General features: G+C 63.7%; 17 protein-coding genes. 12 read left to right on the forward strand and 5 right to left on the reverse strand.

The features are described from left to right. The first annotated feature begins 113 nt into the window (after nt 1-113). Complete coding sequence (locus I6F35_RS03520) at nt 114-2,294, forward strand: RNA degradosome polyphosphate kinase (protein ID WP_225116255.1); 2,181 nt, start codon at nt 114-116, stop codon at nt 2,292-2,294. Between the two features lie 124 nt (nt 2,295-2,418). Then, complete coding sequence (ppx, locus tag I6F35_RS03525) at nt 2,419-3,921, forward strand: exopolyphosphatase (RefSeq protein WP_225116256.1); 1,503 nt, start codon at nt 2,419-2,421, stop codon at nt 3,919-3,921. 230 nt (nt 3,922-4,151) lie between these two features. On the opposite strand, the gene I6F35_RS03530 is transcribed toward ppx, so the two are convergent. After that, the gene (locus tag I6F35_RS03530; protein WP_225116257.1) at nt 4,152-4,991 is read right to left on the reverse strand and encodes a TerC family protein; all 840 of its coding nucleotides are present in this window, start codon (nt 4,989-4,991) and stop codon (nt 4,152-4,154) included. Nucleotides 4,992-5,051: 60 nt separating this feature from the next. Beyond that, nucleotides 5,052-5,474 (reverse strand): nucleoside-diphosphate kinase, encoded by a 423-nt coding sequence (gene ndk, locus I6F35_RS03535; RefSeq protein WP_225116258.1) that lies wholly within the window; start codon nt 5,472-5,474, stop codon nt 5,052-5,054. A 353-nt stretch (nt 5,475-5,827) separates the two neighbouring features. On the opposite strand from ndk, the gene I6F35_RS03540 reads away from it, so the two are divergent. From I6F35_RS03540 to I6F35_RS03550, 3 genes are all read left to right on the forward strand, one after another. Next, nucleotides 5,828-6,067 carry a sulfur globule protein precursor gene (locus I6F35_RS03540; RefSeq protein WP_225116259.1) on the forward strand — a complete coding sequence of 80 codons (240 nt, stop codon included), beginning with the start codon at nt 5,828-5,830 and terminating at the stop codon, nt 6,065-6,067. A gap of 170 nt (nt 6,068-6,237) precedes the next feature. Next, entirely contained in the window at nt 6,238-6,438 is a 201-nt protein-coding gene (locus I6F35_RS03545; RefSeq protein ID WP_225116471.1) for a hypothetical protein, read from the forward strand. A 110-nt stretch (nt 6,439-6,548) separates the two neighbouring features. After that, on the forward strand, nt 6,549-8,411 hold the full coding sequence (locus tag I6F35_RS03550; protein ID WP_225116260.1) for an ABC-F family ATP-binding cassette domain-containing protein: 1,863 nt from the start codon (nt 6,549-6,551) through the stop codon (nt 8,409-8,411). A gap of 789 nt (nt 8,412-9,200) precedes the next feature. Here I6F35_RS03550 and I6F35_RS03555 read toward each other — a convergent pair. The 3 genes from I6F35_RS03555 to I6F35_RS03565 all read right to left on the reverse strand — a co-directional run bounded on the left by I6F35_RS03555 (nt 9,201) and on the right by I6F35_RS03565 (nt 11,913). After that, nucleotides 9,201-9,782: a hypothetical protein gene (locus I6F35_RS03555; protein WP_225116261.1), complete on the reverse strand. Its 582-nt coding sequence runs from the start codon at nt 9,780-9,782 to the stop codon at nt 9,201-9,203. A gap of 170 nt (nt 9,783-9,952) precedes the next feature. Further along, the gene (locus tag I6F35_RS03560) at nt 9,953-10,405 is read right to left on the reverse strand and encodes a DNA polymerase III subunit chi (RefSeq protein ID WP_225116262.1); all 453 of its coding nucleotides are present in this window, start codon (nt 10,403-10,405) and stop codon (nt 9,953-9,955) included. A gap of 5 nt (nt 10,406-10,410) precedes the next feature. After that, nucleotides 10,411-11,913, reverse strand: coding sequence for a leucyl aminopeptidase (locus I6F35_RS03565; RefSeq protein WP_225116263.1), 1,503 nt, complete (start codon nt 11,911-11,913; stop codon nt 10,411-10,413). A 352-nt stretch (nt 11,914-12,265) separates the two neighbouring features. Between I6F35_RS03565 and lptF the strand changes: the two genes are divergently transcribed. The 7 genes from lptF (at nt 12,266) to I6F35_RS03600 (ending at nt 20,964) form a co-directional block, all read left to right on the forward strand. Next, nucleotides 12,266-13,432, forward strand: a complete 1,167-nt coding sequence (lptF, locus tag I6F35_RS03570) for an LPS export ABC transporter permease LptF (RefSeq protein WP_225116264.1) — start codon at nt 12,266-12,268, stop codon at nt 13,430-13,432. Further along, nucleotides 13,429-14,526 carry an LPS export ABC transporter permease LptG gene (lptG, locus tag I6F35_RS03575; RefSeq protein WP_225116265.1) on the forward strand — a complete coding sequence of 366 codons (1,098 nt, stop codon included), beginning with the start codon at nt 13,429-13,431 and terminating at the stop codon, nt 14,524-14,526. The genes lptF and lptG overlap by 4 nt, the downstream gene beginning before the upstream one ends. Before the next feature lie 98 nt (nt 14,527-14,624). After that, on the forward strand, nt 14,625-17,015 hold the full coding sequence (locus tag I6F35_RS03580; protein WP_225116460.1) for an LPS-assembly protein LptD: 2,391 nt from the start codon (nt 14,625-14,627) through the stop codon (nt 17,013-17,015). A 69-nt stretch (nt 17,016-17,084) separates the two neighbouring features. After that, complete coding sequence (locus tag I6F35_RS03585; protein WP_225116461.1) at nt 17,085-18,023, forward strand: SurA N-terminal domain-containing protein; 939 nt, start codon at nt 17,085-17,087, stop codon at nt 18,021-18,023. Nucleotides 18,024-18,025: 2 nt separating this feature from the next. Next, nucleotides 18,026-19,030, forward strand: a complete 1,005-nt coding sequence (pdxA, locus tag I6F35_RS03590; protein WP_225116462.1) for a 4-hydroxythreonine-4-phosphate dehydrogenase PdxA — start codon at nt 18,026-18,028, stop codon at nt 19,028-19,030. Further along, nucleotides 19,027-19,893, forward strand: a complete 867-nt coding sequence (gene rsmA / locus I6F35_RS03595) for a 16S rRNA (adenine(1518)-N(6)/adenine(1519)-N(6))-dimethyltransferase RsmA (protein WP_225116266.1) — start codon at nt 19,027-19,029, stop codon at nt 19,891-19,893. Before pdxA ends, rsmA begins: the two co-directional genes overlap by 4 nt. A gap of 12 nt (nt 19,894-19,905) precedes the next feature. After that, nucleotides 19,906-20,964 (forward strand): alcohol dehydrogenase, encoded by a 1,059-nt coding sequence (locus I6F35_RS03600; protein ID WP_225116267.1) that lies wholly within the window; start codon nt 19,906-19,908, stop codon nt 20,962-20,964. Nucleotides 20,965-20,980 lie beyond the last annotated feature (16 nt).

Raw genomic sequence — 20,980 nt, forward strand, 5'->3', positions numbered from 1 at the left:
GGGCGCTGATGAGGGGAACGTCAATGTCATCGAAACGTCATCCACTTATCACAGGCTTTGCGCCGGATTTGTTTAACTGGCTATGGCTCTGACCCGAACGGATCGAAAGCTTCATGGAATCGGCACAACCTATTGAAGTACAAGAGAAAGAACTGGTTGCTGAGGGTCTGCCGGCGATCGCGACCAGCCCCGAGCGCTTCATCAACCGCGAGCTTTCCTGGCTGCATTTCAACCGCCGCGTGCTGGAAGAGTCCGTCAATGCGGGCCACCCGGCGCTCGAGCGGGTGAGATTCCTGTCGATTTCCGCCAATAACCTCGATGAGTTCTTCATGGTCCGCGTCGCCGGTATCAAGGCGCAGGTTCGTGAAGGCATCCCGGAGCGGAGCCCCGACGGCCTGACGCCCTCCGAACAGCTCGTCCTGATCAACCAGACCGTTTCCAAGCTCGCCTCCGACCAGCAGGCGATCTGGAGCGACCTGCGCACGATGCTTTCGGAAGTCGGCATCGACCTCGTCGACGGGCGGGACGTCACCAAGACCGAGCGGGCCTGGATCGAGGATCATTTCCTCCACAGCATCTTCCCGCTGCTGACGCCGCTCGCGATCGATCCCGCGCATCCCTTCCCGTTCATTCCCAATCTCGGCTTCACGGTGGCCCTGCAATTGTCCCGGGTCTCCGACGGCAGGGCGATGAATGCGCTGATCCGCATGCCCGGCAAGATCGACCGCTTCATCCGCATCCCCAGTGAAGGCCGGCTGCGCCTGATCACCCTGGAGCAGGCCACCGGCCTGTTCATCGGACGTCTGTTCCCGGGCTACACGGTCATGGGCCAGGGCGCCTTCCGCGTCATCCGCGACTCCGAGATCGAAATCGAGGAAGAGGCCGAAGACCTCGTCCGCACCTTCGAGACTGCGTTGAAGCGACGCCGGCGCGGATCGGTGATCCGGCTGGAGATCGAGGCCAAGATGCCGGAAGAGCTGCGCCTGTTCGTGCAGCACGCGCTCAACGCCGCCGACGACGAGGTTTTCCTGGTCGACGGCGTGCTGGCCATGAACGAGCTGTCGCAACTCACCCGGCTCGACCGGCCCGATCTCGAATTCACCCCTTACGTGCCGCGCCATCCGGAACGGGTGCGCGATCATGGCGGCGACATCTTCGCTGCCATCAGGCAGAAGGACCTGATCGTCCATCACCCCTACGAGTCCTTCGACGTCGTGGTGCAGTTCCTGCAGCAGGCCGCCCGCGACCCCGACGTCGTCGCCATCAAGCAGACGCTCTATCGCACCTCGCAGAACTCGCCGATCGTGCGCGCGCTGGCGGAAGCGGCCGAAGCCGGCAAGTCGGTCACGGCGCTGATCGAGCTGAAGGCCCGCTTCGACGAGGAAGCCAACATCCGCTGGGCGCGCGACCTCGAACGCGCCGGCGTGCAGGTGGTCTACGGCTTCATCGAGCTGAAGACCCACGCCAAATTGTCGATGGTGGTGCGCCGCGAGGGCAGCAATCTCACCACCTATGTCCACACCGGTACCGGCAACTACCATCCGGTGACCGCGCGCATCTACACCGATCTCTCCTACTTCACGTGCGACCCGATCATCGGTCGCGACGCTGCGCGCGTGTTCAACTACGTCACCGGCTATGCCGAGCCGAGCGACATCGAAAAGATGGCGGTGTCGCCGCTGACGCTGCGCAAGCGCATCATCGAGCACATCCAGGGCGAGATCAGTCATGTGCGGCATGGCCGGCCCGCCTCGATCTGGATGAAGATGAACTCGCTCGTCGATCCCGACATCATCGACGCGCTCTATGAAGCATCGCAGGCGGGAGTGCCGATCGAGCTCGTAGTGCGCGGCATCTGCTGCCTCAGGCCGGGTCTGCCGGGACTTTCCGAGAACATCCGCGTCAAATCGGTGATCGGCCGATTCCTCGAGCACGGCCGAATCTATTGCTTCGGCATGGGATACGGGCTGCCGAGTGCAAAAGCGGCTGTGTATATCTCCTCCGCCGACATGATGCCGAGGAACCTCGACCGCCGCGTCGAGGTCCTCTGCCCGCTGCAAAATCCCACGGTTCATCAGCAGGTTCTCGAACAGATCATGGTCGCGAACCTGAAGGATACCGAGCAGAGCTGGCAATTGTTGCCCGACGGATCGTCAACGCGTATGAAGGCCGCGAAGGGCGAGGAGCCTTTCAACCTCCACAATTACTTCATGACGAATCCGAGTCTGTCGGGCCGTGGAAAGTCTCTCAAGGAATCTTCACCCCGCCGACTTACCCGCCGCAGCGAGCGCTAGAGCGTTTTCGAGCGAAGTGGACACCGGTTCGCGTGAAGAAAACGCGTCAAAACAACAAGCTAGAGCTTCGGTTCTGATTCAATCAGAACCGAAAATGCTCTAGCCGCCACAAGGGGGCTTTCCGGTGAAGCGACCGCGCAAGCGCGCTACCAGCGTCGCTGTCATCGATATTGGTTCCAACTCGGTGCGCCTCGTGGTCTACGAGTCGCTGTCGCGCAGCCTCATCACGCTGTTCAACGAGAAGGCGCTGTGCGGTCTCGGCCGCGAGGTGCAGAGTACAGGGCTTCTCGCGGAGGATGCAGTCGCAAAGGCGTTGACGGCGTTGCGGCGGTTTCGCGCGCTGTGCCGGATCCAGAGAGTCGGCCGCGTCTATGCGATCGCGACGGCCGCCTGTCGCGACGCCAAGAACGGTCCCGATTTCATCGCCGAGGCCGAGCGCATCTGCGGCACCCGGATCGAAATTCTGTCGGGCCCGCGGGAAGCCAAGCTCTCAGCCCTCGGCGTCGTCTCCGGCGTGCACAAGCCCGACGGCATCGTCGGCGATCTCGGCGGCGGCTCGCTCGAACTGATCGACGTCAAGGGCAATCGCGTCCACAGCGGCGTGACGCTGCCGCTCGGCAGCCTCGCGCTGCAGGACCTCTCGCACAAATCGCTGAAGCGCGCCGAGCGCATCGTTCGTAACGAACTGACGGGCGTTCCCCAGCTCAAGGCGGGCCGCGGCCGCAGCTTCTATGCGGTCGGCGGCACCTGGCGCGCGCTGGCGCGCATCCACATCATCCAGAGCGGCTATCCGCTCAAGGTGATGCACGGCTATTCGATTCCTGCCGCCGACGCGCTCGATTTCGCGCAGCGCCTGCGCCGGCTGGCGGCAACCAACATGCTCGCCAATATCGAGGCGGTTGCCGATGCGCGGCGACCGCTGCTCACCTACGCCGCGCTCGTTCTCGAATACGTCATCCGGGTGGCAAAGCCGAAGACGATCGTGTTCTCCACCTTCGGCGTGCGCGAAGGCCTGTTCTACGAGATGCTGCCGCCATCCGAGCGCGCCAAGGATGGCCTGATCTGCGCCGCGCAGACCATGAACGGCCTGCTCTCGCGATCGGCGCGCCACGCCGAGGAGCTGATCGCCTGGACCGATCGTCTGGTGCGCGTCGTGCGGCTGCGCGAGACCGAAGAGGACCGCAGGCTGCGCCATGTCGCCTGCCTGCTGTCGGACATCGGCTGGCGGGTGCATCCCGATCACCGCGGCGAGGAGACGCTGAGCCTCATCACCAACGGCAATTTCGGCTCCATCTCTCATCAGGGCCGCACCTTCGTCGCGCTCTCGGTGTTCTACCGCTACGCGGGCTTGAGCCTTGAGAACGAGCCGCCGGAAATCGTGCAGGAGATGGTGCCGCACACAATGCTCGAACGCGCACGCCTGCTTGGCGCCGCGTTTCGCGTCGCCCACCTGATCTCGGCGGCGCGACCCGGCGTGCTCCCGGCAACGCATTTCCGCACCGACGGACGCAAGCTCATGCTGGTGTTCGAGCACCAGATGGTCGATCTCGTCGCCGACCGCGTCGGCAGCCGCTTCAAGCAATTGGCGCGCCTGGTCGGACGATCCGGTTCGATCGTGCGGCGCTAGAGCATTTTCGGTTCTGATTGAATCAGAACCGAAGCTCTAGATTCTTGTTTTGACGCGTTTTCTTCACGCGAACCCGTGTCCACTTCGCTCGAAAACGCTCTAGAGCCGGAGAGCGCGCTGCCGTAGCCCGGGTGAAGCGCCAGCGTAACCCGGGGCCGCTCGCAAAGCGGTCGCAGGTGTCCCGGGTGACGCGTTCCGCTCCACCCGGGCTGCATGCAAGCGGGAGCAGTCTACGCCGCCTTGGCGGCCCGCCCGGCGTGATGCAGTGCGCGCCGGCGCCAGATCGATCCGACAACCAGCACCACGATGATGCCAAGCAGCGCCAGCGCGATCTCGCCGCCATGACCATCGCCGGCAAAGTGCGGGCCGATGCCGAGCGCGCCCAGCCAGGAGTCGAGCTTGTCACCAATCGGTCCGGCAAACAGCGCATCGAGCTTCGGATCGACGGCCGGATCGGTTGCGATCACATCGCCGGCGATCCATCCGAGCAGCGCCGCCCCGGCCCAGACCAGGACCGGCAGCTTGTTGAGCAGCGCCATGATCAGCGCGGCGCCCGCAACGATCAGGGGCACGCTGACCGCAAGGCCCAGCACCAGAAGCGGCACGCTGCCGTTGGCCGCGGCGGCCACCGCGATCACGTTGTCGAGGCTCATGACGATGTCGGCGACGACGACGATCTGCACCGCCGCCCACAGATGCGCGGCCGCATCCACGCTGTCGTCGTCATCGTGTTCGGGAACGAGCAGCTTCGCCGCGATCACGATCAGCGCCAACCCGCCGACGAGCTTGAGGTAAGGGAATTCCATCAAGGTCGCGACGATGCCGGTGAAGATGATGCGCAGCAGCACCGCCGCCGCCGCGCCGAAGATCATGCCCCACAGCCGCTGGCGCGGCGCGAGCCCGCGACAGGCCAGCGCGATCACCAATGCGTTGTCGCCGGACAACAGCACATTGATCCAGATGATCTTGCCGACGGCGACCCAGAAGGTGGTGGTCGCCATCTCGCTCTTGAACTGCGTGAAGAAAGCCGCAAGATTCGCGGGATCAACGATCTGCCACAGCCAGTCCACAGCGCTTCCTTTCGGCCTTTCGGCCAATCCTCGCGACGCTCAGCCGCGACCTAATTTTCGTTAGCCGACGATCTCGTTGCCCGAGAAGAACTGCGCGATCTCGATTGCGGCCGTCTCCGGGGCGTCCGACCCATGCACGGAGTTCTCGCCGATCGATTTCGCATGGAGCTTGCGGATCGTGCCTTCGGCGGCCTTGGACGGGTCGGTGGCGCCCATCACGTCGCGATATTTGGCGATCGCGCCCTCGCCTTCCAGCACCTGGACCACGACCGGACCGGAGGTCATGAAGTCGACCAGTTCGCCGAAGAACGGGCGCGCCTTGTGGACGGCATAGAAGGTCTCGGCCTGCTCACGGGTCATGCGAATCCGCTTCTGGGCCACGATCCGCAGCCCGGCCTTCTCGATCAGTGCGTTGACCGCGCCGGTCAGGTTACGCTCCGTCGCGTCGGGCTTGATGATCGAGAAAGTGCGTTCAATCGCCATGATTTCGTCCTTCCAAACGCTGGTTAACGAGTTGCGGGGCTTATATCGGCGTGATCCGGCGACGGCAAGCGACCCGGTGTCACCCTGGCCTTTAGTTTGGCCAGGATTTGGCGACCGGGATCGGCGTCACTCCCACCGTGCCGGGCGGAGCCTTAACCGGCTCGGATTACGACAATTTCACGAACGTGAACCCATTCTGTAGCCGCCGTCGCGCTCCCGTTCAGATCGGCCGGCCTAAGCTACTGACCGATCGGACGCCTTCGAAGCTCATCCGCGCAGCCAAAGCGAGGGCGTCACGGGAGATGTTGTCACCACGGCGCTTTCAGCGGGCGCCGAAACTGGAGGAGACGATCATGTTACGCAAATTCTCGCTCGTCGCTCTTGCCGCGGCCTCGCTCGGCGCGGCTGCGCTGGCGCCGACCTCCGCCTCGGCGTGGGGTGGTTGGCACGGCGGCTGGCATCACGGCTGGGGCTGGGGTCCGCGCGTCGTTGTCGGCGGCCCCGCTTACTACGGCGCTGGCGGCTGCTATGTGCGGCGCCTGGTGCCGACCCCCTGGGGCCCTCGCTGGCGCCTCATCAATCGCTGCTATTGACCTGACCTGAGCTCCCCCCCGACTTGAGCCCCGGCGGCAACGCCGAGGCTTTTTTGCGCCTGGAACCCGCTGGTTTGCTACCTGCGATCGACAACTCAGAGGCGTCACGACCGGAAACAAATTCGGTTCGTGGGACTTGATGTTGCGAGCTTTCGTTCAAGCAAGGCGAGGTGGAACTCGCCGAGAGATCGATCATGAATAGCCGAAGCCACCCTGATTTTGAGCTGCTCGATCACAAGACCTGCCGGTCCATTTGCGACGCGGTTGGCGAACGGCTGCAGCAAAGCTTGCGTCCTGAGACGACACTGACCTCTCATTTGCAGCATCTCCTGGACGAGATGCGCCGGCGCGAGGAAGACAGCCTGCATTGAAGAAACGGCCTTCGGGGTCGACTCGGGCAACTCTGGGAAGTTGAAAAGCTGGAGCATAATTTACCGGACTGATGGGTTGCGTTTGGCGGCGGCTCCGGTGACAACGCCGCATGCTTTCCATCTCCGACATCTCCGTCCGAATCGCCGGGCGGCTTCTGATCGAGAACAGTTCGATACAGATCATTCCCGGCGCCCGGGTCGGCTTCGTCGGCCGCAACGGCGTCGGCAAGTCGACGCTGTTTCATGCCATCCGCGGCGATATTCCGCTTGAAGCCGGCAGCATCACCATCCCGCCGCGCTGGCGGATCGGCAGCCTGGCGCAGGAAGCACCCAATGGTCCGGAGAGCCTGATCGAGATCGTTCTGAGGGCCGATCTCGAACGCGACGCGCTGCTGCGCGAGGCCGAGACCGCGCACGATCCGCACCGGATCGCCGAAATCCAGACCCGGCTTGTCGACATCGACGCCCATTCCGCCCCTGCCCGCGCGGCCGCCATTCTCAGCGGCCTCGGATTTTCCGCGGCCGACCAGGCGCGGCCTTGCGCCGAGTTTTCCGGCGGCTGGCGCATGCGGGTTGCGCTCGCCGCGACGCTGTTTGCCGCGCCGGACCTGTTGCTGCTGGACGAGCCGACCAACTATCTCGACCTCGAAGGCACGCTGTGGCTGGAGGTTCATCTTGCGCACTATCCGCGTACCGTGATCGTGATCAGCCATGACCGCGATCTGCTCGATACTTCGGTGGATCAGATCCTGCATCTCGATCACCGCAGGTTGACGCTCTACAAGGGGACTTATTCCTCGTTCGAGGAACAGCGCGCCACGCGCGAAATGCTCGATGCAAAGCACGCCAAGCGGCAGGCCGAGGAGCGCAAGCGGCTGCAGGCCTTCGTCGATCGTTTCAAGGCCAAGGCCTCGAAGGCGCGCCAGGCGCAATCGCGCATGAAGATGCTGGAGCGGATGAAGCCGGTCACCGCGCTGGTGACGCAGGACGTGCACGAGATTTCGTTCCCGGTGCCTGAGAGGACGCTGTCGCCGCCGATCATCGCCGTCGATGACGTCGCCGTCGGTTATGATGCGAACGCGCCGGTGCTGAACCGCGTGACGCTGCGCGTCGATACCGACGATCGCATCGCGCTCCTGGGCGCCAACGGCAACGGCAAGTCGACCCTGGTGAAGCTGCTCGCAGGACGACTCGCGCCGTTCTCCGGCAAGATCACGCGTGCGGAGAAACTCTCGGTCGGCTATTTCGCGCAGCATCAGGTCGATGAGCTCAATCTCGACGGCTCACCTTACGATCATATCCGCAAGCTGATGCCGGATGCGCCGGAGAGCAAGGTGCGCGCCCGCGTCGGCGCGATCGGCTTTTCCGGCAAGGCGGGCGATACCTTGGTGAAGAGCCTGTCGGGCGGCGAGAAAGCGCGGCTGCTGCTCGGCCTTGCGACCTTCGCCGCTCCCAACATGATCATCCTGGACGAGCCGACCAACCATCTCGACATCGACAGCCGCGCCGCGCTTGCGGAGGCGATCAATGATTTTCCCGGCGCCGTGCTGATGGTCTCGCACGACCGCTATTTGATCGAAGCCTGCGCCGAGCGGCTCTGGGTCGTCGCCAACCAGACCGTGACGAGCTATGACGGCGATCTCGACGACTATCGCAGGACGATCCTCTCGGCGAGCGATGTGCGACCAGCTTCGCGCGAACGCAGCAGGGAGAGCGCAAAGCCCGAGCGGCCGAAAAGCGAAAAGCGCATCCCGCTGAAACAGCGGATCGCGCAGGCCGAAGCCGAGATAGAGCGCATCACCGCTATCATCGCCAAGATCGACGCAGCGCTCGCATTGCCGGACCTGTTCACGCGCGATCCCAAGCAGGCAGCGCAACTCGCCAAGGCACGCGCCGGCGCCGAAACCGCGCTGCAGCGCGCCGAGGAAGAATGGCTCGAAGCGAGCGCGCTCTCGGACGAGGCGGCGGGCTGACCCACTCTCCGTCATTTGGGGTTGGTCGCGCTCCGCGCGCCACGAAATGGCCTCATCCGGAGACGCGCCTTCGACACGCCTGATAGCGCATGCGCGGCGAGACGAATTATTCGAGCAATTCCAACGTGATTTGCCCCGTCCAGCCCTCGCGCGAAAAACATTCCGCTTCCGTCGTCGGGCAAATCAGTGATTTAACTCCGCGCGTCTCACCCGAATGAGGGGCGGCTCGCGATCGTCACGAACGTGCGGTGAGATGCGGTGGACGAGAGTGGCACGACTGACGAGCGTGGCACTCGCGGACGGCGAAGTCGTGTGGTTCTGGCGCCCCGACGCTGGCGCTAAGTCCTGTTCGTTGAACAGGGCGACGGTGGCAAGAAAGCCCGGTCACCGGGAAGAGCGCGAAGTAAGCCTGTAAACCATCGCGCAGGGAAAGCCGGTGTTGCTCCGGTTGACCTGTGGTCCTACCCCCGTGCTTTTTGCTGCACGGGCCCCACGGGTGCAACCGGCACCCGGCTTTCCCTGCGCCCTCACTTCGATGAGAGGGTGAAACGAGACGCAAAGCTCGGGCGCCATGCGCCGCGAGAACGCGAACTCACATCCATTCCACCGTCATGCCCCGCGCAGGCGGGGCATCCAGTACCTGGCGGCCTCTCGGCATAAGCACAACCGCCTGTGGTTACTGGATCGTCCGGTCAAGCCGGACGATGACTGCGGAGAAGCTGTTTGAAATTTGAATCAGAACTCTCGCCCCGTCATTGCCATGACGACGTCGTCCCGCTTTCAACGCCCTCACGTCGCCGGCGGCTTCCTCGTCCTGGACTTGCCGGCCTTCGGCTGCGGCGCCGGCTCTTCCCCGCGCTCGATCGACGACAAGCGGCCCGAAGTGAACGTGTAGATGCCGGCGCGCGGACCACGCGTGTACGTGACGACGGCGACGCGATCGCCGCGTTCATTTTTGGAGAGACTGACATTGTCGGGCGCGCCGATGCCGCGCACCACATCGCACTCGGTATGTCCGAGCGCGACGGTCCCGACATTCTGCGGCGGCGGCGCCCCGGCTGCGCCTTCAGCCAGTGCATTGGCATTCGCGGGCCCCGCAGGAGCCATGCCCGGGCATCCGCCCTCGGCGCTGACCATGTCTTCGGCGCTGACCGGCTTGGTCGGCGTCAGCGGCGGCGTCTCGATCGAAATGTTGCGGATGAACACCCGGCCGGGCCGCGAGAACCACTCGGCATCTCTCGAGAAAATATCCGAGCCCCCGAAAATATTCGAGCCGCCGGAACAGCCGGTAACGACCGGCGCAAGCAGCAGCAGGGCCACCAGCGGTTTGCGAATGAGTGTTCCGCCTCGCACGATCGATTGGACTCCCATCTACCCTATTGTCCCGCCGCGCCTTCCTGGCGCGAACCGGTCCCCAGGCGTCACGCGCCCCGCGCGCCTTCGCCCTAAAATTGTTGTCCGAGCATCCCTTTGCGGCATGACCGTGACTTCCCGCCGACTCCGGGACACAAAGTGCAAATTATCATTAATTCCGCAACTTTCTATTGCCGGCGCTGCCAGCGCCCGCGCTCGTCGGTCTGCCAATAGGTCACATCGAATCCCCGCGCCTTGCAGGCGGTCCAGCTCTCGCGCGCCGCGGCCAGCGCCTCGGCGTCGTCGCCATTGAATACCAGCACCACCCGCTCGTAGCTGTCGCAGTCCCCAGGCAGCGCCGCATTGTCGACCAGGAAGCGCACATTGGCGCGGTTCGGATTGCCGTCGTCGATCGAGAGGATGACGGGCTGGTCCGACGCATCGGCGACACGCCAGGTGGCATGCGGCAGGAAGGAATCGTCGCTGTAGGTCCACAGATGTGCGTCGAGCGCCTCGGCGCGCTCCAGCGACGTCGATTGCACGACCACGCGCCAGCCGCGCTCCAGCGATTTCTCGAGCAGCGGCGGCAGCACGCTCTCCAGCGACATGCCCTGCAGATGATAGAACAGGACCTCGGTCATCCCTGCTATTTCTTCGCCTCGTAATAGTCCGCGACCAAGCGATCCAGCAGGCGAACGCCGTACCCCGAGCCCCAGCTCTGGTTGATGTCGGTCTTCGGCGCGCCCATCGCGGTTCCCGCGATGTCGAGATGCGCCCAGGGCGTGCCGTCGACGAAGCGTTGCAGGAACTGCGCCGCGGTGATCGAGCCGCCATGGCGGCCGCCGGTATTCTTCATGTCGGCGAACTGCGAATCGATCAGCTTGTCGTATTCGGGACCGAGCGGCATGCGCCATACCCGCTCGCCGGTCTCCTGCCCAACCTTGATGAGCCGATCGGCCAACTCATCATTATTGGAGAACAGGCCGGCATGCTCGGTGCCGAGCGCGACCATGATGGCGCCGGTCAGCGTCGCCAGGTCGACCATGAATTTCGGCTTGAATTTCTTCGCCACGTACCAGAGCACGTCGGCGAGCACGAGGCGGCCCTCGGCGTCGGTGTTGATGATCTCGATGGTCTGGCCCGACATCGACTTGACGATATCGCCGGGACGCTGCGCGTTGCCGTCGGGCATGTTCTCGACGAGGCCGATGGCGCCGACCGCGTTGACCTTGGCCTTGCGCGCGGCCAGCGCATGCATCAGCCCGACCACGCAGGCCGCGCCGCCCATGTCGCCCTTCATGTCCTCCATGCTGCCGGCCGGCTTGATCGAGATGCCGCCGGTGTCGAAGCAGACGCCCTTGCCGACGAAGGCCACGGGAGAGTCGCTCTTCTTGCCGCCGTTCCAGCGCATGATCACCACGCGGCCCGGCCGCGCCGAGCCCTGCGCGACGCCGAGCAGCGCGCCCATGCCGAGCTTGGTCATCGCCTTGACGTCGAGCACCTCGACATTGATACCGATCTTGCGGAGCTGGCTGGCGCGGCGCGCGAACTCTTCGGGATAGAGCACGTTCGGCGGCTCGTTCACGAGGTCCCGCGCGATGACGACGCCCTCGACAATGGAGGCGTCGGGACCAAACGCCTTCCTCGCCGCAGCGACATCGCCGGTGGCGATCGAGACGTCGGCACGCACGGCCTCGTTCTCGCCGTCCTTCTTCTTGGTCTTGTAGCGATCGAATTTATAGGCCCGGAGCCGGATACCTGCGGCGAGCGCTGCCGCCTGCTCCGCCTTCATTGCGCCCTCGGGCAACTCGGCGATCACAGTGACGGTATCGGTCGCGGCGTTGAGCTTGCCGGCCGCCACGCCGCCGAATTTGAGAAAATCCTTCTCCTTCAGCGCCGATGCCTTGCCGGTCCCGACCACGATCAGGCGCTCGGCCTTGATTCCCTCCGGAGCCAGGATGTCGAGGCTTGCGCCGCTCTTGCCCTTGAACTGGTTGGCTGCGGCCGCGCGCTTGACCGTCTCCGCCGCCTTGCCCAGCGCCTTCTCGGTCGCAGCGCCGAATTTCAGGGCGTCGTCGCAAAACACCACCGTCAGGCCCCGGATGGATGCGGAAAACGGGACAAAGCCGACCTTTACGGCGTCGGACATAGGCAGGATCCTCCAGAATCAGGGCTGTCGCGGGCGCGAGCCGCGCTGGCGTGGGTCGTAGGTGGAATGTCGGTTCGCGGCCGTCCAGATCGGCCGGCCGCAGGGGTTCATCAACACTATGGCCTGCCAGCCGCCGCACTGCCAAGCGCGGCGTGACCGGAACGCCACAAAGGGGAATAATTAACCATATAGACGAAGTGCCATGGCCCAGCCATTTTGTTGACGGATCAAAGGGATGGTAATGAGAAAGTGACGGCTGGACGGATAAGCGGCACGGCCAAAGGGGAGCCCTCCAAAGGGATTGGCCGGGAAGCCGCGGTTTTGGCGCGCCAAGTGGGATCTTGCGGTAACGATGGGGTCGATTGACAGGTATATTTTCCGCACGACGCTCGCGTCGTTTGCGGTAGTCCTGGTCAGCCTCACCGGGGTGATCTGGATTACCCAGGCGCTGCGCGGCATCGACCTGATGACCAGCCAGGGTCAGACCATCCTCACCTTCCTCGGCATCACTGGCCTCGTGATTCCGGCGCTCGTCTTGATCATCGCGCCGATCGCGCTGATGATCGCGGTCTCGCACACGCTCAACAAGCTCGCGACCGATTCCGAGATCATCGTGATGAACGCGGCGGGCTTTTCGCCATTCCGCCTGTTCCGTCCGTTCTTCTACGCCACCTGCGTGGTCGCCGCGATGGTCGCCTTCATCGGCGCCTATCTTGCTCCTGACGGCATGCGGCGGATCAAGCAATGGGACGCCGAGATCACCGCCGACGTGCTCACCAACATCCTGCAGCCCGGCCGCTTCGCCCAGCTCGACCAGAACCTGACGATTCGGATTCGTGAACGACTGCCGGGTGGTGTGCTCGGCGGCATCTTCGTCGACGATCGACGCGACCCGAAGGAGCGCGTCACGATCATCGCCGACCACGGCACGGTGCTGAAGAACGAGAATGGTTCGTATCTGGTGCTTGAGGACGGCAACCTGCAGCGATTCGAAGCCGACAAGCGCGACCCGGCGCTGGTCGCCTTCGGCCGCTATGCGTTCGACATGTCGAAATTCTCGAGCCAGCGCGACGTCACGCTGGGGATTCGCGAGCGCTATTTGTGGGAATTGATCTGGCCCGCCGCTGATGATCCGACCTTCGATCAACTCTCCGGCCAGTTCCGCGCCGAATTGCACGACCGCTTCATGGCGCCGATCTATCCGTTCGCGTTTGCCGCACTCACATTTGCCTTCCTCGGCGCACCGCGCACCACGCGCCAGAGCCGCAATTTCTCGATCGGCGGCTCGGTTCTCGCCGTGCTGGGGCTGCGCATGGCGGGATTTGCCTGCTCGGTGATGGCGGTGAAATCCTCGCTCGCCGTCGGAGCACAGTATTTGATGCTGCTCGGCGGCATCGGCGTCGGGCTCTGGATGATCGTCGGCGGCGTGGTGGTGGAGCCGCCTCCGAGATTGATCGAGGCCATCAACAAGTCGAATGCGCGGCTCGCCCGCCTGTTCGGAAGGCCGGCCACCGCATGAGCATGGTCACCAACACGCTCGGACGCTATTTCGCCGGCCGCTTCGTGATCTCGGCCGTCGGCGTGTTCGTCGGCATTTTCGTGCTGCTCGTCCTGGTCGACTACATCGAGATGGTGCGCAAGACGTCCGGGCTGGTCACGGCGTCCGCGATCACTGTCGCCGAGACCTCGCTGTTCCGCGTGCCGCAGTTGCTCGAGAAGCTGATGCCGTTCTGCGTGCTGATCGGCGCCATGACCTGCTATCTCGCGTTGTCGCGCCGGCTCGAACTCGTGGTCGCCCGCGCCGCCGGCGTTTCGGCTTGGCAGTTCATCGCGCCGGCGCTGGCAAGCGCAATCGTCCTGGGGATCGGGGCAACCACCGCCTACAATCCGATGTCGGCAAACCTGCGCGAGCTCTCCAAGCAGATGGAGGCGGAGCTGTTCGGCTCGGCGCCCGGCGGCGGGATCCAGGACGCCTCCGGCTTCTGGCTCAACCAGGTCAACAGTGAGGGCCAGTCGATCATCAACGCCGCCCGCAGCGAGCAGCAGGGCGTGCGCCTGACCGGACTGACCGTCTTCCGCTTCGATACCGAGTTGCAGTTCAAGGAGCGAATCGAAGCGCGCGAAGCTTCGCTCGAAGAGGGCCGCTGGGTATTCAAAGGGGTACGTCGATACTCTCTCGACAAGCCTCCGGCCGACCAAGATAGCTTCTACCTGACCACGACCCTGACTCCGGCGCAGGTCCGCAACAGTTTTTCCACCCCGGAAACTGTGTCGTTTTGGCAACTACCGAACTACATCCGTTCGTCAGAGAGCTCAGGCTTCGCGACCGCCGGCTACCGCTTGCAGTACCACAAGCTCATTGCACAGCCGTTTTTGCTGGCTGCAATGGTGCTTTTGGCCGCTTCGGTGAGCTTGCGCTTCTTCCGGTTCGGCGGCGTGCAAAAGATGGTTTTAAGTGGCGTGGGTGCAGGCTTTCTGCTCTACGTGCTCTCGAAAGTAACTGAGGATTTGAGCAAGGCTGAGTTGATGCATCCCATCGCTGCGGCGTGGCTGCCCGTGTGCGTAGGCGGCCTCACCGGTTTCTTGGCCTTGCTGTATCAGGAGGACGGGTAGTGGCCGTTGTCGCCGCCCGCCAGTTGAAGTCGCCTGCGTTCAGGCGGCGCAGTCCCGTGCGCCGTCAACGAACTCGCGTGGCTGCCTTCCTACTAAGCTTGACTATCGGATTCATTCTTACCGGCGCGATCGGCGTTGGCCTGACAACGCCTGCCGCCGCGCAGAGCTTCACCTACAATCCGCGGCCGCCGAGGCCGGCGCCGCCCCCGCCGCGGAATGACGGCCAGATGCTCGTGCAGGCGACCGAAGTCGACTACGACTACAACAATCAGCGCGTCTCCGCGGTCGGCAACGTGCAGATGTTCTACAACGGCACCAGCGTCGAGGCCGACAAGGTCATCTACGACCAGAAGACCAAGCGTCTTCATGCCGAGGGCAAGATCCGCTTCACGGATGCCGAGGGCAAGATCACTTACGCCAACATCATGGATCTCAGCGACGACTACCGGGATGGTTTCGTCGATTCGCTGCGCGTCGACACCGAGGATCAGACGCGGATGGCGGCAACCCGCGCCGACCGCTCCAGTGGCAACTACACGGTGTTCGAGAACGGCGTTTATACGGCCTGCGCGCCGTGTAAGGACGATCCGAAGAAGCCGCCGCTGTGGCAGGTCAAGGGCGCCCGCATCCTGCATAACCAGACCGAGAAGATGCTCTATTTCGAGAACGCCCAGCTCGAATTCTTCGGTGTTCCGATGGCGTATCTGCCCTACTTCTCGACCCCCGACCCGACCGTGAAGCGCAAGAGCGGCTTCCTGATGCCGGGCATCAGCCAGGCGTCGACCTATGGCTATGCCGTCGAGGTCCCCTACTATTTTGCGCTCGCGCCAGACTATGACGTGACGTTCAACCCGCGCTTCACCTCGCGCCAGGGCGTCTTGTTCCAGGGTGAATTCCGTCAGCGCCTGCTCGACGGCTCGTACTCGATCCGCGCCTATGGCATCGACCAGCTCGACCCCGGCGCCTTCGCGGGCCAGCCGGGCGATCGCCAGTTCCGCGGCGGCATCGATACCAAGGGTCAGTTCGCGATCAACGACAAGTGGGTGTGGGGCTGGGAGGGCGTGCTCCTCTCCGACTACTTCTTCATGTCGGACTATCGGCTCGCCCAGTATCGGGACCCGTTCGCGTCGTTCCTGAGCCTGCCGACCGAAGCGATCTCGCAGCTCTATTTGACCGGCGTCGGCAATCGCAGCTTCTTCGACGCGCGCACGATCTATTACCTGAGCTTCTCCGGCAATCAGAGCCAGGTGCCGGTGATCCATCCGGTGATCGACTATAACAACGTGATCAACAGCCCGATCTTCGGTGGCGAGTTCAGCTACAAGGTGAACTTCACCAGCCTGACGCGCGACGAGGCGGTCTTCGACCCGATCACCACGCTCGCCAATACCAACGGCCTGTGCCTCACGGCATCCGCCGATCCGCTGGCCCGGCTGCCCTCGCAATGTCTGCTGCGCGGCTTCCCGGGCACCTACACGCGCCTGACGGCTGAAGCGCAATGGCGGCGATCGTTTACCGACCCGATCGGCCAGATCTGGACTCCGTTCGCGATCCTTCGCGCCGATGCGATCGATGCCTCGGTTTCGAACCAGCCCGGCGTCTCGAACTTCCTTCCCGTCGGCGACACCCAGGCGCTGCGCCTGATGCCGACGGTCGGCCTCGAATATCGCTATCCCTTCATCAACGTGCAGCCGTGGGGCACCACCACGCTCGAGCCGATCGCGCAGGTCATCATCCGCCCGAACGAGACCTACGCCGGCAAGCTGCCGAACGAGGACGCGCAGAGCCTCGTCTTCGACACCAGCAATCTGTTCTCCGTCGACAAGTTCTCCGGCTATGACCGTGTCGAGGGCGGCGGCCGCGCCAATGTGGGTGTGCAGGCGACCACCCAGTTCGATCGCGGCGGCGCCGTCAAGGTGCTGTTCGGACAGTCCTACCAACTGTTCGGCATGAACTCATTCGCGGTCGCTGACGCCACCAACACCGGCCTCGATTCCGGCTTGCAGAACCCGCGTTCCGACTATGTCGGCAGCGTCAGCTATTCGCCCAACCGGACCTACACGTTCAGCATCCGCTCGCGCATGGATGAGGCGACCTGGAACATCAACCGATTCGAGGCCGAGGGACGCGCAAACTTCGATCGCTGGTCGGTCAGCCTGCTCTACGGCAACTACGCGGCCCAACCGGAACTCGGCTATCTCACCCGTCGCGAAGGCATCCTGACCAGCGCCTCGGTCAAGGTTGCCTCGAACTGGGTCGTATCCGGCTCAGCCCGTTGGGACCTTGAAGCGAACAAAATCAACCAGTACGTCATCGGCGCCGGCTATGTGGACGATTGCTTCGTGCTGGCCGCGAACTATATCACGTCGTACACCTATTCCGCCGGCACAACGCCGCCGATCCTCAGCCACGCATTCATGTTGCAAATCGGGTTGCGGACCATCGCGAACTCGACGACGTCGTCGAGCAGCGGAAGCGGCTTTCAGTAGAGCGTGATCCGCACCTGCGAAATTTCGGTGCGAACTGGTTGATATGGCTGATATGACCATATGGCTGAGATGACCATGACGACGTTATCCCTTCGCCTTTCGGCCCTGGCTCCCGCTTGCGCCATCGCACTCGCGCTGATGCTCTGCGGCACTTCGCCGTTGAAAGCGCAGACCGTGGCCGTCATGGTCAACGGCGAACCGATCACCAACTACGACATCGAACAGCGCACCAAACTGAACTTCCTGACCACCCACAAGCAGCAGGCGCGGCAGGACGTGATCGAGGAGCTGATCGACGAAAAGGTGAAGATCAAGGAAGCCAAAAAGTTCGGCGTCGATCCCTCCTCCTCAGACATCGAGCAATCCTATGCCGCGATGAGCGCGCGGATGCGGATCTCGCCGGAGCAACTGACGAAATCGCTGGAGAGCCAGGGGATTCGCGCCGACACGCTGAAGTCCCGCATCAGGGCCGACATGGTTTGGACCAGCCTGGTCCGCGGCCGTTATAAGGAAAGCCTCCAGGTCGGCGAGAAGGACGTTGCCGCCGCCGCGCAGGAAGGTGGCGAAAAGACCGAGATCGAAGCCTTCGAATACAAGATGCAGCCGATCGTTCTGATCGTGCCGCGCGGCTCCACGCCGGCCCTTGTCGAAGCGCGCAAGAAGGAAGCTGAGGGGCTGCGCGAGCGCATCCAGAGCTGCGACGAAGCCAATTCCTATTTCAAGACCATACCGAACGCTGCGATCCGCGACACTGTGACCAAGACTTCGGGCGACATCCCGCCGAGCATTCGCGAGGTGCTCGACAAGACGCCGATCGGCCATCTGACCCCGCCGGAGATCACCAAGCAGGGCGTGGAGATGGTCGTGCTGTGCGGTCGCAAGACCACGATGATCGACTCGCCGAAGAAGAAGGAAATCCGCGAGAAGATGTACGCCCAGAAGTATGAGGCGAAATCGAAATCCTATCTGCAGGAAGTCCGCAAAGCGGCCATGATCGAATATCGCTGATGATGTCAAAGCCCCTTGCGCTGACATCCGGCGAACCTGCAGGCATCGGTCCCGACATTGCGCTTGCCGCATGGTTGCGGCGTGATGATCTGAAGCTTCCACCGTTTTATCTGCTCGGCGACCGCGATTTCCTCGCCGACCGCGCTCGCCGTCTTGGCCTTGCGGTCGAGCTCGCCGATGCCTCGCCCGAAGAGGCGCTCAGCACTTTTGCGAGGGCCCTGCCCGTCGTTCCTGCCGGCAAAGTGGCGACGGCGCGGCCGGGTACACCGGATGCGACCAGCGCGGATGCCGCGCTATCGTCGATCCGGCGCGCAGTCGCCGACGTCATGGCCGGCAGGGCCGCCGCCGTCGTCACCAATCCGATCGCCAAGAACGTGCTCTATCGCGCTGGCTTCGGTCACCCCGGACACACCGAATTCCTGGCCGAGCTGGCGGCCAAGAACGGGGTCGCGCCACAGCCAGTGATGATGCTGTGGTCGCCCGAACTCGCCGTCGTGCCCGTGACGATCCACCTTTCCCTGCGCGAAGCGTTGGCATTGCTCACGACTGACCTGATCGTCTCGACCGCCCGCATCGTAGTCGCCGACATGAAAGCCCGCTTCAGGCTGGCTCATCCGCGCCTCGCGATAGCGGGCCTCAACCCGCATGCCGGCGAAGACGGCACGCTTGGCACCGAGGATATCGAGGTCGTGGCGCCGGCTGTCGAAATCTTGCGCCGCGAAGGCATCGACGTCCGCGGGCCGCTGCCGGCGGATACGCTGTTCCACAAGGCGGCGCGCACCACCTATGACTGCGCGATCTGCATGTATCACGACCAGGCCTTGATCCCGATCAAGACCATCGCATTCGACGACGCGGTTAATGTCACCTTGGGCCTGCCCTTCGTCAGGACCTCGCCTGATCATGGCACGGCATTCGACATCGCCGGCACTGGCCGTGCCAATCCGTCGAGCCTGATCGCGGCGCTGCGGCTGGCCGCGAGGATGGCCGCAACCAAACCTGAATGAGCGCGATCGACGATCTGCCGCCGCTGCGCGACATCATTCGCGAACACTCTCTGTCGGCGCGCAAGTCGCTGGGTCAGAACTTCCTGCTCGACCTCAATCTCACCGCCCGGATCGCGCGCGCCGCGGGTCCGCTCGAGGACTCGATCGTGATCGAGGTCGGCCCCGGCCCAGGCGGATTGACGCGGGCGCTGCTCGCGCTTGGCGCAAGACGGGTGATCGCCATCGAGCGCGACGAACGGGCGCTGGCTGCGCTCGATTACATCGTCAAGCGATATCCGGGACGGCTCGAGATCGTGCATGCGGACGCGCAGCATTTCGATCCCCGTCCCCTGCTCGATGGCGGCAAGGCAAAGATCGTCGCCAACCTGCCCTACAACATCGCGACGCAGCTTCTTGTCGACTGGCTGTCGATCGAACCCTGGCCGCCCTGGTACGACATGATGGTGCTGATGTTCCAGCGCGAGGTCGCCGAGCGGATCGTTGCGCAGGAGAACAGCGAGGCCTACGGCCGTCTTGCCGTGCTCGCGAACTGGCGCGCTGAGACAAAGATCCTGTTCGACATTTCACCTTCGGCCTTCGTGCCGCAGCCGAAAGTCACCTCGTCGCTGGTACGCTTGATACCACGCGCCGCGCCCGAGCCTTGCGACCGCCGGGCACTGGAACAGGTGGCGGCCGCAGCCTTTGGCCAGCGCCGCAAGATGCTGCGCCAGAGCCTGAAGTCGCTTTCGGTCGATCCGACCCGGCTCGCCGACGCCGCGCATGTCGATACCACCCGCCGCGCCGAAACTATTTCCATCTCCGGCTTTGTTGCCATGGCCCGTGAATTGGCCAATATACGAAACACAACATCGAACATTGCCTAAGGAGTGAACGCCATGGCGCAAATGGTACGCCAGTCCCTCGTCAAATTTGATGCGCCATTGTGCGAGACCATCGTCGAGACACCGAAGCCGCAAGGGCGCGAAGTCCTGGTCCGCATCGAGCGTTGTGGGCTCTGCCATTCCGACCTGCACATCCAGGATGGTTACGCCGATCTCGGCGGCGGCAAGAAGCTCGACACCACGCGCGGCATGACCCTGCCCTTCACGCTCGGCCACGAAATCGCAGGCGTCGTCGCCGAAGTTGGTCCCGACGTTTCGGCTGACCTGATCGGGAAGAAGAAGGCCGTGTTTCCCTGGATCGGCTGCGGCCAGTGCCGCGATTGTTTGAGCGGCGATGAGAACCTCTGCGTCAAGCAGCGTTTCCTCGGCGTCTCCATCGATGGCGGCTTCGCCAGCCACGTGCTGGTGCCCGATGCGAAATACCTGCTCGACTACGATCCGCTGCCGGTGAACCAGGCGGCCACGCTGATGTGCTCGGGCGTCACCGCCTACGGCGCGCTGAAACGATTGGTGGATCGTCCACGTCAGCGCAACCTCCTGCTGATCGGCCTCGGCGGCGTCGGCATGATGGGACTTTCCTTCGCGCAGGCGATGTTCAAGCAGAAGATATCGGTCGCCGATCTCAGTGTGGCCGCGCGCGAAACCGCGCTGCAGAATGGCGCTTCCGTCGCCTATGACCCCGCTGAACCGGACGTGATCAAACGTATCCTGAAAGAAACTGAGGGCGGCTTTGACGAGGTGGTCGATTTCGCCGGCAACGAGAAATCCATGGCGTTCGCAGTCTCGGTGCTGGCGCGCGGCGGCAAGATCGTGGTCTCCGGCCTGATGGGCGGCAATTTCAACCTGCCGATGGTGCAGTGGGTCTACAAGCGCATGACCATCGAGGGCTTCATGGTGGGCACGCTGGCCGAGGGTCAGGAGTTGATGGCGCTGGCGCGTGCCGGCAAGATCAAGCCGGCGCCGATGCGGGAAGAACCCATGGCCGACGTCCAGAAGTGGATCGACCAGTTGCGCGCCGGCAAGGTCGTCGGACGCATCGTTCTCAAGAACTGAGTAACCTGCCTCACTC

The organism is Bradyrhizobium sp. BRP22 (assembly GCF_020194175.1).
Taxonomy (GTDB): Bacteria; Pseudomonadota; Alphaproteobacteria; order Rhizobiales; family Xanthobacteraceae; genus Bradyrhizobium.

Bases quoted from the DNA above. Each gene is read 5' to 3' on its own strand.
- I6F35_RS03565 (WP_225116263.1), bottom strand. From the start codon at position 11,913: ATGTCCGACGCCGTAAAGGTCGGCTTTGTCCCGTTTTCCGCATCCATC.
- lptG (WP_225116265.1), top strand. From the start codon at position 13,429: ATGAGCATGGTCACCAACACGCTCGGACGCTATTTCGCCGGCCGCTTC.
- lptF (WP_225116264.1), top strand. From the start codon at position 12,266: ATGGGGTCGATTGACAGGTATATTTTCCGCACGACGCTCGCGTCGTTT.
- pdxA (WP_225116462.1), top strand. From the start codon at position 18,026: ATGTCAAAGCCCCTTGCGCTGACATCCGGCGAACCTGCAGGCATCGGT.
- rsmA (WP_225116266.1), top strand. From the start codon at position 19,027: ATGAGCGCGATCGACGATCTGCCGCCGCTGCGCGACATCATTCGCGAA.
- ndk (WP_225116258.1), bottom strand. From the start codon at position 5,474: ATGGCGATTGAACGCACTTTCTCGATCATCAAGCCCGACGCGACGGAG.
- I6F35_RS03560 (WP_225116262.1), bottom strand. From the start codon at position 10,405: ATGACCGAGGTCCTGTTCTATCATCTGCAGGGCATGTCGCTGGAGAGC.
- I6F35_RS03550 (WP_225116260.1), top strand. From the start codon at position 6,549: ATGCTTTCCATCTCCGACATCTCCGTCCGAATCGCCGGGCGGCTTCTG.
- I6F35_RS03540 (WP_225116259.1), top strand. From the start codon at position 5,828: ATGTTACGCAAATTCTCGCTCGTCGCTCTTGCCGCGGCCTCGCTCGGC.
- I6F35_RS03555 (WP_225116261.1), bottom strand. From the start codon at position 9,782: ATGGGAGTCCAATCGATCGTGCGAGGCGGAACACTCATTCGCAAACCG.
- I6F35_RS03585 (WP_225116461.1), top strand. From the start codon at position 17,085: ATGACCATGACGACGTTATCCCTTCGCCTTTCGGCCCTGGCTCCCGCT.
- I6F35_RS03520 (WP_225116255.1), top strand. From the start codon at position 114: ATGGAATCGGCACAACCTATTGAAGTACAAGAGAAAGAACTGGTTGCT.
- I6F35_RS03600 (WP_225116267.1), top strand. From the start codon at position 19,906: ATGGCGCAAATGGTACGCCAGTCCCTCGTCAAATTTGATGCGCCATTG.